This is a genomic window from Gilliamella sp. B2717, assembly GCF_026536675.1.
GTDB lineage: Bacteria > Pseudomonadota > Gammaproteobacteria > Enterobacterales > Orbaceae > Gilliamella > Gilliamella apicola_I.
On sequence record NZ_JAFNNQ010000091.1, the window covers coordinates 1 to 17,211 of the forward strand.

Genomic DNA, 17,211 nt, shown 5'->3' on the forward strand with positions numbered 1-17,211 from the left:
GAGCAGCGGACTTTTAATCCGTTTGTCGAGCGTTCGAATCGCTCACGACCCACCACTTTCTCTCTTTCAAAATCAAATTAGCAATCAATTGAATTTAACAAATCTTAGTGATCATATTTATCGGAAATAATATTAAACCATTATTCTGTTAAGCTTAAAAGATGGGTTAACACAACAAAAGGGTTAAAAAATTATGTTCATTTGTTAAATTTTCTCGATTTTAAAGCAATCTATTTTACAGCCTATCTATAGGATAGGGTAAATACAGAGACCTCCTTTTAATTAAATATACTCAAACCGCAATCCATTTAAACAACCATTGAATAACGCTTAATTTCAGTTAGATTTTAATATTCTTTGTCGCAATATTTTTATAAAACAGAAAATAAGTTGTAAATGTAAATAATAATCATTATCATATTTATTGTTGCTTTAACTTTAGCCAACTGAAACAAATTATAATAAAACGATAAAAGATAGGAAAAACAATGAAATTAAGTCATCAATTCGCTATTTTGGGGCTAATAAGTACAGCACCCTTTGTTAGCGCTCAAGATAAAATAGACGATGTTGCAAACATCGAAACAATGAAGGTTGTTGCCAACATTACCGATATCAATGACCAGCGAATAAAAAAATCATCAACCGCGACAAAAATGCCATTTGATATTAAAGATATACCCCAATCCATTAATTCCGTTAACATTGATCAAGAAAAAATTTTTGGACAAAATGATTTAAGTGTAATCGTCAATAAATTACCCGGTGTTGATACTACTTATGATATGCGGGATGAAGGCATAAAAATACGCGGTTTTTCCGCAAGTTCTGGCGATATTTATCGGGATGGTGTCCGTGCAAGTGGGCAAGTTAGGCAAAGTACAGCCAATATTGAACGCGTGGAAATATTAAAAGGTCCCGCTTCGGTACTCTATGGTCGTGGTTCTGGTGGGGGAATGATAAACATGATTAGTAAACAAGCTAATTTTGATTCACCTACTGTTTTAAGCTTACGTAGTGGTTCATGGGATAAATATGGCGGTATGGTCGATATTAATCATGTTGTCGATGAGAAACTAGCGATCCGAATGACAGTTGATCACCAATCAGAAAAAAGTTTTCGCAAAGGAATTAAACAAAGAGACACCATGGTATCGCCAAGTATACTCTATGATAATTTAGACGGGTTTAATTGGTTAGTACAATATACTCATGATCACTTATGGCGTAAACCAGACCGAGGACCAGCTTACTATAATTTACCAAAAGGGGTTTCAATTAAAACAACCTATGCGCATCCTGATGATTACGTAAAAGATAATTTTAAATCATTACGTTCGGTGATAGGTTTTGAATTTAATGATGATTGGTCACTAAAATTAACTAACCTTTATCGTCAAGCGAGTCAAAATTTTGACCATATTTATGGTGGTGATTATTGTCATTTAAATGGCAAAACAAATAGTGGAAAAACGTGTAACTATGCAGGAAAACTACAATTTCGACGAGCTTGGCAAGAAACAGATAATAAAATCTATAGTAATACACTCGATGTAATAGGCAAATTTACTACAGCAAGTATCGGTCATGATATGTTAGTCGGCATTGAATATAATATTGAAAAACGTCAACCTAGATTAGCATTAACGAGTGTTTACCCTGAAGTCGTTGATCCTTACCATCCACACTGGAATTCTAAAAAACCACATTACAATAAGCTAAATACTAAAACGAATCATAAAGCGACTTCAAAAGGGATTTATTGGCAAGATTTAATGAGTTTTACATCACAGTGGAAATTATTGATGGGCTTACGCTATGACAATTACGAATTTGCATCAGATGATAAAATTAAACATCAAAGCCGTTCATATAATGGTCACTCGTTAAGCCCTCGAATCGGTTTAATTTGGCAACCTATCGAATCGCAAAGTTTTTATGCTTCCTATAGTAAAAATTTTGCACCTTATGGTGGACGAGGACTGATTACCATTTCAACAGACTCGAAAACGGTTTACGATAATAAACCACAATATTCAAGGCAATATGAAATAGGCGTAAAAAGTGATTGGTTAAATGATAAATTATCTTCTCAAATTGCACTTTATAATCTTGAATTATACAACGTTCGTTATCAACCCGATGCGGTGAACGATCCTTATAATTGGCAGGTAAAAGGCAGTGACCGTAGTCAAGGTATCGAGCTAAGTATCATCGGACAATTAACACCAAAATGGTACATTAACAGCGGTATTGGTTATCAGCAAGCTAAAGTTCATAAAGATAAAAAAATGCCAGTTAATCAAGGAAAATATTTGCCCAATACATCTAAGCATAGCGGTTACTTAAATATACGTTATTTGCCTTATAACAATTGGTTTACTGAAGTTGAGGTTAATTATAAGGGATCAATGTTTAATGATGATAAAAATCAATTAAAACGTCCTGGGTATGTTGTATGGAATGCTGCAATAGGGTATCAATCTTCTTCTTTTGAAATGACTTTTGCAGTAACAAATTTATTAGGAAAAGAATATTGGCGTTCAAGTAGTATGCCTGGCACGCCTAGAGCTGTATTGTTAACTGCAAGTTATAAATTATAACCAATGAAGAAATAAAAGCGGAATGAAATAAAAATCCTATATTGAATAATTGATGATAATATTTGTCTGATTAGTATATCAATCCGCTTATTATTTGAATATTAACAATATTTCAATTCATAAACATTATTATTTATAAAAAAGCATGGTGAAATAAATGAATAATTTGTAGACTATGCCTATCATTTGTTTTTTGGCTCCTATCTTATCTATGAATTTATTAAAATCTTTAGCCACTGTAAGTTCAATGACAATGGTATCTCGAGTTTTAGGCTTTGTTCGAGATGCAATAATTGCACGTTTTTTTGGTGCAGGAATGGCTACCGATGCGTTTTTTGTGGCTTTTAAACTTCCTAATTTATTGAGACGAATATTTGCTGAAGGGGCTTTTTCACAAGCATTTGTCCCCATTTTGGCTGAATACAAAAATCAACAAGGGATCGAGGCAACACGGACTTTTATTGCGTATGTTGCCGGTCTATTAACATTAGTATTGGCTATTGTTACGTTAATTGGGGTAATGACTGCACCTTTTATCATTATGCTGACAGCGCCAGGTTTTATGCAAGAATCTATCGACAAATTTGAACTTGCAACCATCATGCTTCGCATCACTTTCCCCTATATCTTTTTTATTTCACTTGCTTCATTAGTTGGTGCCGTACTTAATACGTGGAATCGCTTTTCGGTTCCTGCTTTCGTGCCGACATTGCTTAATATTAGCATGATTGTATTTACGCTATTTTTAACGCCTTATTTTAATCCACCGGTGCTGGCATTAGCGGTATCTGTCGTAGTCGGCGGCATTTTACAATTGCTTTATCAACTTCCGACTTTAAAAAAGATAGGTATGCTAGTGCTACCTCGTATCAATTTAAAAGATAGTGGTGTATGGCGAGTGTTGAAACAAATGGGGCCTGCAATTTTAGGGGTATCCGTTGGGCAAATATCTCTAATCATTAATACGATTTTTGCTTCTTTCTTAATTTCGGGATCGGTTTCATGGATGTATTATGCTGACCGATTAATGGAGTTCCCAGCTGGCGTACTGGGTGTTGCATTGGGTACCATTTTATTGCCGTCATTAGCTAAAAGCTTTTCAAATGGTGATCATAAACAATATTCGGAATTATTAGATTGGGGATTACGTCTCTGTTTTTTATTGGCTTTGCCAAGCACAGTCGCATTAGGTGTAATTTCTCGTCCACTTATCTCAACACTCTTTGAATATGGACAATTTACAATAAATGACACATTAATGACACAACGTGCTTTAATAGCTTATTCTATCGGTTTACTTGGACTTATTCTAATCAAAGTTTTGGCACCCGCTTTCTATTCCAGACAAGATATTAAGACACCTGTCAAAATTGCGATTGTCACATTAATTTTAACGCAACTAATGAATATGGTTTTTATTGGTCCACTACAACATGCTGGTCTTTCGTTATCAATTGGGCTGGCAGCATGTTTTAATGCTGGATTATTATTTTGGCAATTACGTAAAAAGGAACTTTATCAACCACAGCCAGGTTGGGGTAAATTTTTAATTAAAATTGTGATAGCGGTACTGTTAATGTCATTAGTATTATGGTTTGGATCGAAATTATTACCAGATTGGTCAACGGGTTCAATGTTAATGCGAATAAGTCGTTTATTGTTATTGGTCACGGTAGGTATCGTTATCTATTTTGCATCATTGATTGCAATGGGGTTTAAAATCAGGCATTTCATTAAACGAATTGATTAAATGATTTTTTCAAAATTTTATGAATAAACCGAATTATTGTAAGCATACCGCTTAATTGAAGTAGAGGCTGTCTTTATAACTTAAATGCAATAATTTAATCTAAAATATTCAGTTGGTTGGATATTAAAATCAGCGTTAAAATGAAAAAATACGATTGTTTGGTAAAAGAATATTTTTTACAAACATGGTTAACAAATAAGATAAATTTAAAACAACTATTAAGAATTAGCACAAAGTATTATACAATAGCCCGATATTTTCTAGAGTATAGCACAATGAGAGAATCATAATGAGCTGGATTGAAAAGATTTTAAGTAAAAATAATATATCATCAGATCATAAAAAAGCGAATATACCCGGTGGCGTTTGGACAAAATGCAGTAACTGTGAACAAGTCATTTACCAAGCTGAATTAGATCGTAATTTAGAGGTTTGTCCTAAGTGTGATCACCATATGCATATCCCTGCGCGCGTCAGGTTATACCATTTTTTAGATGAGGATTCAGATGTAGAAATTGGAACTGATCTTGCGCCAAAAGATATTTTAAAATTCAAAGATACTAAAAAATACAAAGACCGTTTATCTGCGGCTCAAAAAGAGACACGCGAAAAAGAAGCTATGGTTGTCATGAAAGGAACATTACTTGGTATTCCTGTTGTGGTTGCCTGTTTTGAATTCGCTTTCATTGGTGGATCGATGTCATCAGTTGTTGGGGCTTTGTTTACCCGTGCTGCTGAACAAGCGATAGCCGATAAATGCCCGTTAATTTGTTTTTCAACAAGTGGCGGTGCAAGAATGCAAGAAGCACTTTATTCATTGATGCAAATGGCTAAAACCAGTGCAATACTTGCTAAAATGCAAGATGAAGGTTTACCTTATATTTCTGTCATGACCGATCCGACTATGGGTGGGGTTTCAGCTAGTTTAGCGATGCTAGGTGATATTAACATTGCCGAACCCAAAGCATTAATTGGTTTTGCAGGCCCACGCGTTATTCAACAAACTGTACGGGAAACTCTACCAGAAGGATTCCAACGAAGTGAGTTTTTACTGGAAAAAGGCGCAATTGATATGATCATTCATCGTAAAGAAATGAGACCTAAAATTGCCAGCCTAATTGCAAAATTAATGAAACTTCCCGATCCATTTAATGATGTGAATAACGATGAAATGACAATTGATGAGACAGTTTAATTGATCATGCAAAATGAAAAACCTAATGCCATGTCTGACTTAAAGACATGGCTTTGTTATTTAGAGCAACTGCATCCTACTACTATTGATATGGGATTAGAGCGAGTAAAAATCATTGCTCAGCGTTTAGATATTTTGCAACCCGCTCCCTATGTTATTACGGTTGCAGGAACTAATGGCAAAGGTACAACTTGCCGAACATTGGAAATGATTTTACTCGCTTCAAAACGAAAAGTTGGCGTATATAGCTCTCCTCATTTATTACGTTTCACAGAGCGGGTAAGAATTAATAATCAAGAGTCAACAGCCCAAGAAACGGTTAACGCATTTGTAGAAATTGAAAAAGTTCGTGGTGATATTTCTTTAACTTATTTTGAATATGCAACACTTGCAGCACTTTATCAGTTTAAAAAAGCAAAATTAGATGTAGTTGTGTTGGAAGTTGGGTTAGGTGGACGACTGGATGCAACCAACATTGTTGATGCAGATATTGCTGTTATCACAACAATAGACATTGATCATGTAGATTATCTTGGAAATACTCGAGAAAGTATTGGGCGTGAAAAAGCCGGTATTTTTAAATCGAAAAGCATTGCTGTTGTTGGTGAGCAAAATGTTCCTGTCACCATTCCATTGGTGGCAGAATCAGTTAACTGTCCTATCTATACGGTAAATAGCGATTGGTCTTATCAACAAATTAATGATAATCAATGGTCTTTTGAATCCCCCTTGGCAAATTATCATCATTTACCGATAGCCAATGTTCCGTTAGCTAATGCTGCGACAGCAATTGCAGCATTAAGTTATTCTTCTTTAAATATTACCCAAGACGATATCGTTAAAGGATTAAAACAAGCAAGCTTAGTTGGCAGATTTCAGACGCTACAACATTCACCATTGGTTATTATTGATGTTGCTCATAACCCACATGCTGCAACTTATTTAATTAAACAATTAGCTCAATTAAAAGCTAAACAATCCAAAACAGGTAAAATAAGATTTGTTATTGGCATGTTGAAAGATAAAGATATAAAAAGTACATTATCCATTTTACAAGGCGATGTATGGTATTGCGCGACACTCTATGGTGAGCGAGGTTGCAAAGCTGAAGTATTAAAGCAATACTTGCTTGATAAAGAAGAAACCAGTGTTTTAACATTTGATCATGTGGCGGATGCTTATCAAAAAGCAATGCAAGATGCCAAAGATAATGATATTATCGTCGTATGTGGTTCATTTCATACGGTAGCTGAAGTTTTAGAGCAATATGAATTAAGTGAAATTAATCATGACGAAAGACAAAAATAACGCTTCAAATAATCAGAATAGAATGAGAAATCGACTTGTTGGTTTTGCCACTTTATTACTTATTTTAGCTTTGATAGCACCATGGATCATCACCGATAAATCGAATACAACAACATCGACTACGCCTATTTTACAACCGAACATAGTGAATCAGCAGTTTCAATCAGTCGAACATACTCCTGATGACAGCTTTACGCAAAATAACTCAAGTGAGGTTGCCAATTTTCCTTATGCACTAGACACAGACCAAAATCCAAGTTCATTAATCTCACCTGAAATCAATGCAGAAGATGTCAATGAACCGATAACGACAGATCAAACGGTCACAACTACGCAAGATTCAAAATTATATATGATTCAGATAGCGGCATTAAGAAACAAGCAAAAGATTGAAGAACTTGTTGCGTTATTACGATTAAACAACTATAACGTTAAAGTTATTCCTAAAAAGCCAGAACCTAACCAATTAATAAAATTACAAGTTGGGCCTTATGCTAAAAGGGAGCAAGCAGAACAAGTAATCGATAATCTTAATAATTTAACAAAACAAAAAAGCATTATTATTACTAATTAAAAAAAAATTTGTTCAAAAATAAAAGTAATAAATAATATCTCCTATAAATAATTAATTGTGAGTTACTATGATGAATTGGATTGATTTTACTATTATTGGCGTAATAATTTTTTCCGCCATGGTCAGTATAATACGGGGCTTTGTTCGAGAAGCATTATCTCTGATTAGTTGGGTGCTGGCATTTTTCATTGCGAGCCGATTTTATGCTTATATTACTCAGTATTTAACCTATTTTGATAGCGAATTGATCCGTACTTCTGTCGCAATAGCTATCCTTTTCTTAGCGACATTACTCGTTTGCTCATTTATTTCTTATGTTATTGGCTTATTAGTCCAAAAAACAGGTTTATCCGGGACAGATCGAGTATTAGGCATCTGCTTTGGTGCATTACGTGGAATATTAGTGGTTGCAGCTGTTCTCTTTTTTATTGATACTTTCACTCCCTTCTCGCAATCGCAATACTGGAAAGAATCACAACTTATTCCTCATTTTCATGTTATTATTCGTTGGTTTTTTGATTTTATACAACATTCGTCTTCATTTTTAGTGCAGTAATTTTGAGGTAATCATTGTATGTGTGGTGTTGTTGGTATTTTAGGATGTAGCACAGTTAACCAATCTATCTATGATGCATTGACTGTATTGCAGCATCGAGGTCAAGATGCAGCGGGTATTGTAACCATTGATGAACAAAACTGCTTTCGTTTACGTAAAGCAAATGGTTTAGTTAAAGATGTTTTTCAAGAACATCATATGCAACGTTTGCAAGGTACATTAGGAATTGGACATGTACGGTATCCTACAGCAGGAAGTTCAAGTCCTTCAGAAGCTCAACCCTTCTACGTTAATTCGCCTTATGGCATAGCACTTGCACATAATGGTAACTTAACCAATGCTAACGAATTACGAAATAAAGTATTTGAATTAGCAAGACGCCATATTAACACTAATTCTGATTCAGAAGTGCTACTTAATATTTTCGCCAGTGAATTAGACAAATTTCCAACTTATCCCCTTTCTGCAGATAATATTTTTACCGCTATACGTCATGTACATAATATTATTAAAGGCGCTTACGCTTGTGTCGCAATGATTATTGGGCATGGATTGGTTGCATTTCGTGATCCCTATGGCATTCGTCCTTTAGTTATTGGTAAACGCATTTTAAATAATCAAAAAGTGGAGTATATGGTTGCTTCTGAAAGTGTTGCTTTAGATATACTTGATTTCGAATTTATACGTGATGTCGAACCCGGCGAAGCGATTTACATTACACAAGATGGGCAATTTTATTCACAACAATGTTCAGACAATCCCCAATATTATCCATGTATCTTTGAATACGTTTATTTTGCACGACCCGATTCGTTCATGAATGGGGTATCGGTTTATCAATCACGTATATTGATGGGACAAAAATTAGGTAAAAAAATAGCACGAGAATGGAAAGATGTTGATATTGATGTTGTGATTCCAATTCCTGAAACATCTTGCGATGCTGCGCTTGAGATTGCTAGAATTTTAAATAAACCCTATCGGCAGGGCTTTGTCAAAAATCGTTATGTTGGACGAACATTTATTATGCCAGGTCAAGCTACACGCAAACTTTCTGTAAGACGTAAACTTAATGCTAATCGCATTGAATTTGAAGGAAAGAATGTCCTTCTTGTCGATGACTCTATTGTTCGAGGTACAACTTCGGAAAAAATTTTGGAAATGGTTCGCTCTGTTGGCGCTAAAAAAGTTTATTTAGCTTCGGCTGCGCCAGAGATTAGGCATCCTAATGTATATGGAATTGACATGCCAACAGCCAGTGAGCTTATCGCTTATAATCGCACAGTCGAGCAAATTGCTAAAGATATTGGTGCAGATAGACTTATTTTTCAGGATCTATCTGACTTAATCGACTCAATCCGTGAAGAGAACCCTAAGATTCATCATTTCGAGTGTTCAGTGTTTGATGGGCAATATATTACAGACGGTATTGATGAAAGCTATTTGCTTCAATTAGAACAAACAAGAATTCAAAATCAAAAAGCTTTTAATAGTAAGGAATCAGAAAATCTTGAAATATATAATGAAGAACAATAATTAGTATTCTTGCTGAAAATGACATTTTTATAAAAAAAGATACTAATATTCTAATATTTCTATCTTTTTTATCTGCTTTATTTAGTATTAGATAAAGAGAACTAATGTATTATTAATATTATCAAATTGATAAATAAATCCCACGTTTTATTTTAATCTATCTCTCCTCATATTCTGAATATATTTTCATCAAATCTTTACAAATATTTTAAAAAAGTTATTGAACAATGACTTCTTTGTAATATAATCTTAAAAAAAGTAATTTTTTGTAAAGAATTTTAAAGACAATAAAAATGTTATCGCTTTTTTATTCTAAACAAAGAAGCTTTTTTATCAAAAAGCTGAATAAAACGTGTTTTTGATACATATATTATCAATAAAGTGAAATATGAGGAATGATTAAGATGAAAACAAATCTTAATTTAAAAATTGTTTCAACCTTAGTTGTTCTGGCATTAAATTGCCAGACAGCTATGGCATTGGATTCGAAACAAGGCACTTCTACTGTTGCTGTAGACAACAGTAAAGTTATTGAACTTGAAAATGGTATTAAAGTTCGAGAAATGGTTAACAATAAAAAGGCTAGCCTTTACCAAATAGCATTAATAAGTGGTATAAATGTTGACCAACTACGCAAAATGAACAATGGGCGCTTTGATAAAAAGGATGTGATTGAAGAAGGTGAGCTTCTCGTGCTTCCTGAAAACTCCCCACTACTACCTGCCATCAGTACAAGTAAAGCTGAAGATACTAAACAAAACAAATATACAAATTTACCGGATTTAGGATCAGATGAAAATTATGATGTACAGGCAGATAAAGATAAGCTTGCAACTCATGTTGCTTATGCTTTACAGACATTAGCAACACAAGATTGGAAACAACTATTATCATCTGAAAATGGTGGCTTATCAAGTCAATTGGCCAATCGAGGTAAGGATTACGCAGAGGATTATTTACGCAGTAGTGTGAAAAATCATGTTGTTGATCCACTTCGTACCGCTGCCCAAGACTTCTTAGGGCGTTTTGGTACGGCTCAATTATCTTTTGACGTTAGTGATAAAGGACAATTTAGTAACGTCAACGTTAAACTATTTAGTCCTTGGTATGATACAGAAAATACCTTGATATTTAGTCAAATATCATTTCAAGAATATGAACATAAACGACGTATTGGAAATATTGGTATTGGTCAACGTTGGGACTTTGCAGATAAAAAATGGTTATTAGGCTATAACGTATTTTTGGATCATGACTTTCAACGTTCACACAATCGTTTAGGTTTAGGTGTTGAGGCTTGGAGTGACTACATGAAACTTGCAGCTAACTATTATCATCCATTATCAAATTGGAAACAATCTCGTGATTTTGATGATTATTTAGAACGTGCTGCAAAAGGTTTTGATGTTCGTTTTCAAGGTTATTTACCACAGTACCCTCATTTAGGTGGTTCATTAATGTATGAACAATACTTTGGTGATAAAGTGGCATTATTTGGTAAAGATAACCTACAAAAAAATCCTAGAGCAGTGACAGCAAGCATTGATTACACACCTGTGCCACTTTTTACCCTCAAAGCGGAACATAAGCGAGGACAAAATAATCAAAAAGCCACTTCTGCTTCATTGACGATGAATTATCGTATGGGGGTTCCTTTAAAAGATCAGTTAGATCCCGATATGGTTCAAGCAGCACGTTCATTAGCTGGTAGTCGTTATGACTTAGTTGATCGTAACAACTATATCGTTCTTGAATATAAAGAGAAAAAATTAAGTGTTGATTTAGGACTTGAATCTTTACAACTCGTTGAAGGACAAAGTTACGATGTCAGTATCGCTGTTTATAATGCGAAAGGATTAAGCGGTGTAAAATGGAATGGTGATATGTTTGAAATTGATGCAAATGGTGGATTCCTTTGTTATACAACAGGTATTTGTACATCTTCATCATGGGCTACACCAAAAGCAGATACTCAAAATTGGAAAATTGTTGCACCAAGTTATGTTGATGAAAATGGTAAACGTCATCCAATTCAATCTAATGGTAAATATACCTTATCTGTTTCCGTTACCGATAAAAAAGGTCGTTCAGCAACATCAAATCAAGTGTCATTTGAAGTTATCCCCGATCCTGTCATGCGTAAGATTGGTCTTTGGGCTGTTGATCGTAACGGCAATAAAACCACAATGGCTTCTAATTCAGCCGATGGTCTCAGTGCTATAACATTGATTGCCAGCCTTGTAAAGCCGAAGGTACCAAATGGAACAATTTCGACAATAGAGGATGCAGTTGGTTTTAGTGATGAACAACTCATGAACCGAATTCCAGACTCATTTGATTCTGTACTTAAAGGCTGGACAGCAACAAGTAATGGCAAAAAAATCACCTTAATTGATGGTACTTCGGGTCAAGTAACGTCTTGTCCTAAACAAGAACCTTGTGTCATTGTGAAATCCTTTGAAAAAATCAAAATGGGTCAAAAAATTTCTGCTAAGGCAGCTACTGCTGGAGGCATGGATGCAATTGGTGATAGTTATGCATTAGATGTCGCTTCTAATATTGAAGGGGTGGTTGAATTTTCCACTTCGATAGATCAATTTGGTGCATCGTTCAATAAAGTATCCATAGATTTTGCTGGTGGTCAAGCTGGATTAATTAAAGTTTATCGAAGTGATGGGGTATTGGTTGCGACTCAAGCTGGAAACTTATTAGAGTTTGATCCTAATGGTTCAAAAGAGTGGAAAGTTGATAATGAATATTATGTCAAAGCATATGCAGCAGATGGTGTCACTGAAATGAATAGTCCATATGTGATTTGGTCTCTTGTGGGGTCTAATGCGGTTGCATGTCCTAATGGAGTGGCAACAGCAGCATTACCTGATGCAAGCAACAAACCAAATGGGCCTTGGTTTAATGTCGCAATGGGATATAACGCACATTATAAAATTAGAAGTATAAAAACAGGTAGTTATGCAACTTCTGGTTCGAGCATTATCGCTAATGCTGATGCTCCACAAGAGTTAAATCTTGATCCAATAAACGCAACGCCTTCAGCATGTGCAGGTGATCAAGGGTTTAGATTACAAGTATTTGTTAAATAGAATGGTTAATTAAAAAAGTGTTTTAGATAACCAATTTATAAGGGTTATCTAAAAGTTAAATACAAAACGGTGTATATTATTTTTGATATACAATAATTAATAAATGAAAAATAGGAAGTTAAACATGAAAAGTTTAATGATAAAAAATATTGCTTTAGGTCTGTTAATCGCTGGATGTGCAGCAAGTAACGCATATGCACTTAGCGGTGTGAGTGCTAAATATATAGTGGGTAATGCACCTGTAATTAAAAGTCTTGGCGGTCAAGATCACAGTTTAACAGTGTCAGTATCCTCTGATGCTGATGGTAACAATACCGTGGGTGGTCGAGCTGCAAAAGTTAATGATTATGTCGTTATCGAGTATACTTTACATGATGAAGATGGTGACAGCGATCCTTCAGGTAAAGTAGTAAAAGAAACGTTTAAAGCATTTTATAAAAGTGCGTCTGGTGAATGGAAAGAAGCCAGTTTAGCTGACTCAGATATTAAGTTCAGTAATGGTAAAATCACGTTTAAAATTACAAATGAGTTTGCTGGTGCAACACGAATTGGTTTCAAAGTATTAGAAAAAACTGAGTTTGGTTTACCTTATACAAATAAATGGTTAAAAGTTGCTGATATTTGGAGTACGCAAGCACCAGGACAAGTGGATACATTAGATCCGACGGATCCAAGTAAAGCCCCTACTGATGATACTAATGGCCCGAATAAAGACGAAATAGGTAGTAACCCTAATGATGGTCCAGGTGAACAAAAAGATCCGAATAAAATTACAAGTGGACCAATTGAATCTGATGACATGAGGGTCTACATTTTAGCTGCTGATTCAAATGATAACTATAGTATAGCGGGTAGTACTTTCGTACCTAAACAAGGCGGAAAATATCGAGCTGTGGTATGGTTAGATTCTAATGGCAATGGTGCTTTAGATAGTGGTGAAGCTGACTTATCTGCAAATTACAACTTTACTTGGGAGTTAGACGGTACTTATGCCGGTGTTGGAGCGACAACAGATTCGTTAGCACAAAATCAAAATATAACATTAGGTCAACTTAACAACGATTCAATGTACAGTACGACCTACAAAGCAGGTGCTCAAGGTTATAAACTCAAAGTTACCGCAACCGCAAAATAATGCTTATTTAAGACAGATAAAAAACCACTCAAACGAGTGGTTTTTTTATAAATAAATTAGTTTGAACATCTTTTCAAATTAGTTTAAGCCGTTAAGTATTGTGCCATACTCACTAAGTTAAATACCCATTTAGGATAGACTCCGCAAATCATAATAAGTAAAGCAGAAAGGGTGATGAGTAACTCACTCATTCCAATTTTATGCCATTTAAAACTTACTACTGAATTATTGATAAATTGATCTTCTCGACAAGTTGGTTTGATATAAAGGTTGATCACTAAACGAGCATAAAAATATAGGCCTAGCGCACTACCGACTACAACTGCTGCCATTAACCACCATAGTTCAGCGGTGACACCTAATAGGACTAATAAAAATCGACTAATAAAACCGAGAGTTAAAGGTGCGCCAGCTAATGAAAGCAAGCCTATTCCCATAGATAATGCAAGGATAGGGCGTCGCCAAAATAATCCCGACAAATCTAGCTCATTTTCATGATCTTGAAGCTCATTTGAGTGAGATTCTAAACTAATTACGCCCAGAACAGTAATATTTGCAAGAATATAACCTATCAAATAAATGCCGATTGTTTCTAAGGCCAAAACTTGATATTGCACAGCAATTAATGCAATTAATAAATAACCAAAATGTGCGATTGAGGAATATGCAAGAAGACGTTTTAAATTACTTTGCATAAAAGCAAATAAATTACCCCATAAAATAGAACAAAATGCCATCACAACTAAAATAATTCGGATGGTTTCATTGTTTACAATAGGAGCTAATAAAAATAGTCTTGCGATAGCGCAAAATATCGCAACTTTACCCACTGTGGATAAAAGAAGTGCGACAACCGTTGGTGCACCTTGATAAACATCGGGTAACCAAAGTTGGAAAGGAACAAGTGATAATTTAAAACCGACACCTACAAGCATTAAACAGACCCCCATTAATAACAGTGTGCTTGGGTAGGTCATAGTGGATAACTGATAACTTAAACCACTGAACGTTAATTCACCAGTGGATGCATAATAAAAAACAATACCCATTAGCAAAAAAGCACTTGCAACGGCGGATAAAATCATATATTTAATTGCTGCTTCAAGGGAGTGGGTTTGAATATATTGATATCCTATTAAACCCACAAAAGGAATGGAAAGCAACTCAATACCAATAAAGAAAGCGATTAAATGGCTGGCGTAGACTAAGGTCACTCCACCTAATGCCATGAAAAGTAATATTATATAAAATAATCCATGAGACTTTTGTTCTTGCTTAAACCAACGATATGCTAAGCAACTGACGATAATTGAAATTAATAAAATCAAACTGGTATAAAGTAAACCATAGCCATCACAGGTGAAAAGTACTGTAATTTCTTGGGAGTTCCAAATATTTACATTATTCGGTTGTTGAATATCTGAATGGGATTGATTTTTTTCTTGGTTATCCGCAATGTCTTCATTTTTCGGTGTTTCAGATGTTATAGTCTGTTCCGAATTGGATTCGTCTAACTGAGGTTGGCGGACTTGAGTTGCTGATTCTACGCTTGCATCATTATTATTGTCACTCAGTGCTTCTGTCTGATTAGTTTGTGGATCTGGTTGAGTTGGTGCGGCATCCACTGCTAACAATTTTGCATTCTGAAAATCAGGAGAAGTCAGTGGCAAAGAAGAGATAAATATTTGCATATTATCGCTGCTGATATCTGAAATTTTCTGATCATTGGCTGAAATTTTATATCCCATGACAGAAGCGCAAATTAATGCGAATATCAAACCACATAAAGATAAAATAGCGCAGCATTTTGTACTTACTTTGAAACGAAATAATGCAAACATTAGCGCAATAATAGTAAGACTTAATATATAAATAGGTGATAAAGCTATCATATCTTATTACTCTCCCATGCGCTCTGTTGTTATATAGTGTTGAGTTTGATTCATGACAGAATATGACATATCTAAAATGACTTTAGGATATAATCCGATAAAAATAAGAACAGCCAATAAACTACTTAACAATAAAAGCTCTTTGATATTAAGAAAACACTTTTTCATGGTTTCATTATTATCGTGACCGCCATGAAAAATAGGTTGCATACGAATAATGAATGAAATAGATAGCATAAGTAATCCTAATGCTAATAAAATTGTAGAATAAGAAAATGTTGTGAAACTTCCAAGTAACATCAGGTAATTTCCTATAAAGTTAGCTGTGCCAGGTATACCCAATACGGCCAATATGAAAAATAACGTAAATGATGATAAATATTTGACTCGCTCTTTCAATCCAGTAAATTGACTGATGTTACGTGTTGAATAACATTCAACTAATAAACCACTAATCATGAACATACCGACAATCGCTAAGTTAATCGCAATAATTTGTATGACCACTCCTTGGTAGGCGATTAATGAACCACTATATATGATAGCGGTCACAAAGCCCATCAATGCAATATGAACATAAGCAATTAGTTTTTTAATATCCGTTTGATTAAATGCAAGTAGTGCAGAATAAAAAACGGTGATTAATGCAAGTATTAAAATTAAAGGTACAATTGTTGCAGAAGCATTAGGAAATAGTGGTATGACAAAACGCAATAACCCAAAAGTGGCAGTACTAAGTAATAAACCACTAATCATCATTGAACCGGTTGTTGACGATTCGATATGTGCTTCAATAAACCAATTGTGAAATGGAACAAAAGGAATACGCACAATAAAGGCAGCCATGAATCCTAGCATTAATAAATATTCTGTTTTACTTGATATAGGCGTTTTGGTTAGGATTTGATAATCAAAAGTCCAATGACCCGTTAAATTCCAATTAATGAGAGCTAATGAAACAATCGAGATTAACATTAACAAACTACTGATTTGCGTATAAATAAGAAATTTACTTGCACCATTAAAGCGTAGCTGAGAATTGGAATCTCGTCTTCCCCATAAAGAAATTAAAAAATAGATAGGAATCGCAACAGCTTCCCAATAAAAGAATAACAAAAAGAGATCCGTAACTGTAAATAACATCATGACAGCTGATGTCATTGCTAAAATACACAGATAATATAATCCAGTATTATTAATGCTTTCTTTGCTTGAATAGGCGATAGTGAATAAAACAATAATGAGTGTTGAAGTAATAACAATGATAGATAGCCCATCTAAAATTAAGTGAAAACGAATACCTAATAACGGAATCCATTCAAAATTGACTTCTTCTACCCAACTATTTCCTTGATCCATAATAGCTTGCGCATCCAGCCAAAAATTAATCACCAATATTAGCGAGATGATAATCGTCATGAATGCGATACAAATTGGCAGTTTATTCCAACGTGATTGCGCATCAACAGATGCTACCATTCGTTGTAAAAAAAGATGACATAACCAACCGATAAATCCACCTGTCACAGGTAAGAAAATAAGCCATAACAACATGAAAGAT

The 17,211-nt window shown here is 34.6% G+C and carries 11 protein-coding genes; 9 read left to right on the forward strand and 2 right to left on the reverse strand.

What is annotated here, in order from left to right:
* The first annotated feature begins 488 nt into the window (after window positions 1–488).
* The 9 genes from J3U35_RS08765 to J3U35_RS08805 all read left to right on the forward strand — a co-directional run bounded on the left by J3U35_RS08765 (window position 489) and on the right by J3U35_RS08805 (window position 13,758).
* Window positions 489–2,603 carry a TonB-dependent receptor gene (locus J3U35_RS08765; protein WP_267360813.1) on the forward strand — a complete coding sequence of 705 codons (2,115 nt, stop codon included), beginning with the start codon at window positions 489–491 and terminating at the stop codon, window positions 2,601–2,603.
* Window positions 2,604–2,814: 211 nt separating this feature from the next.
* Window positions 2,815–4,353 carry a murein biosynthesis integral membrane protein MurJ gene (murJ, locus tag J3U35_RS08770; RefSeq protein ID WP_267360815.1) on the forward strand — a complete coding sequence of 513 codons (1,539 nt, stop codon included), beginning with the start codon at window positions 2,815–2,817 and terminating at the stop codon, window positions 4,351–4,353.
* Window positions 4,354–4,642: 289 nt separating this feature from the next.
* Entirely contained in the window at window positions 4,643–5,548 is a 906-nt protein-coding gene (gene accD / locus J3U35_RS08775) for an acetyl-CoA carboxylase, carboxyltransferase subunit beta (RefSeq protein WP_267360817.1), read from the forward strand.
* A 3-nt stretch (window positions 5,549–5,551) separates the two neighbouring features.
* Window positions 5,552–6,856: a bifunctional tetrahydrofolate synthase/dihydrofolate synthase gene (gene folC, locus J3U35_RS08780; protein WP_411623371.1), complete on the forward strand. Its 1,305-nt coding sequence runs from the start codon at window positions 5,552–5,554 to the stop codon at window positions 6,854–6,856.
* Window positions 6,837–7,430: an SPOR domain-containing protein gene (locus J3U35_RS08785; RefSeq protein ID WP_267351465.1), complete on the forward strand. Its 594-nt coding sequence runs from the start codon at window positions 6,837–6,839 to the stop codon at window positions 7,428–7,430. The genes folC and J3U35_RS08785 overlap by 20 nt, the downstream gene beginning before the upstream one ends.
* Window positions 7,431–7,500: 70 nt before the next feature.
* Entirely contained in the window at window positions 7,501–7,986 is a 486-nt protein-coding gene (locus tag J3U35_RS08790) for a CvpA family protein (RefSeq protein ID WP_411597324.1), read from the forward strand.
* 18 nt (window positions 7,987–8,004) lie between these two features.
* Window positions 8,005–9,522: an amidophosphoribosyltransferase gene (purF, locus tag J3U35_RS08795; protein WP_267351469.1), complete on the forward strand. Its 1,518-nt coding sequence runs from the start codon at window positions 8,005–8,007 to the stop codon at window positions 9,520–9,522.
* 404 nt (window positions 9,523–9,926) lie between these two features.
* Window positions 9,927–12,623 carry an inverse autotransporter beta domain-containing protein gene (locus tag J3U35_RS08800; RefSeq protein ID WP_267351471.1) on the forward strand — a complete coding sequence of 899 codons (2,697 nt, stop codon included), beginning with the start codon at window positions 9,927–9,929 and terminating at the stop codon, window positions 12,621–12,623.
* A 124-nt stretch (window positions 12,624–12,747) separates the two neighbouring features.
* On the forward strand, window positions 12,748–13,758 hold the full coding sequence (locus tag J3U35_RS08805; protein ID WP_267351473.1) for a hypothetical protein: 1,011 nt from the start codon (window positions 12,748–12,750) through the stop codon (window positions 13,756–13,758).
* Between the two features lie 83 nt (window positions 13,759–13,841).
* On the opposite strand, the gene J3U35_RS08810 is transcribed toward J3U35_RS08805, so the two are convergent.
* Both J3U35_RS08810 and J3U35_RS08815 read right to left on the reverse strand, forming a co-directional pair.
* Complete coding sequence (locus J3U35_RS08810) at window positions 13,842–15,650, reverse strand: NADH-quinone oxidoreductase subunit N (RefSeq protein ID WP_267360820.1); 1,809 nt, start codon at window positions 15,648–15,650, stop codon at window positions 13,842–13,844.
* 6 nt (window positions 15,651–15,656) lie between these two features.
* Window positions 15,657–17,204 (reverse strand): complex I subunit 4 family protein, encoded by a 1,548-nt coding sequence (locus tag J3U35_RS08815; protein WP_267351477.1) that lies wholly within the window; start codon window positions 17,202–17,204, stop codon window positions 15,657–15,659.
* Between the last annotated feature and the right edge of the window lie 7 nt (window positions 17,205–17,211).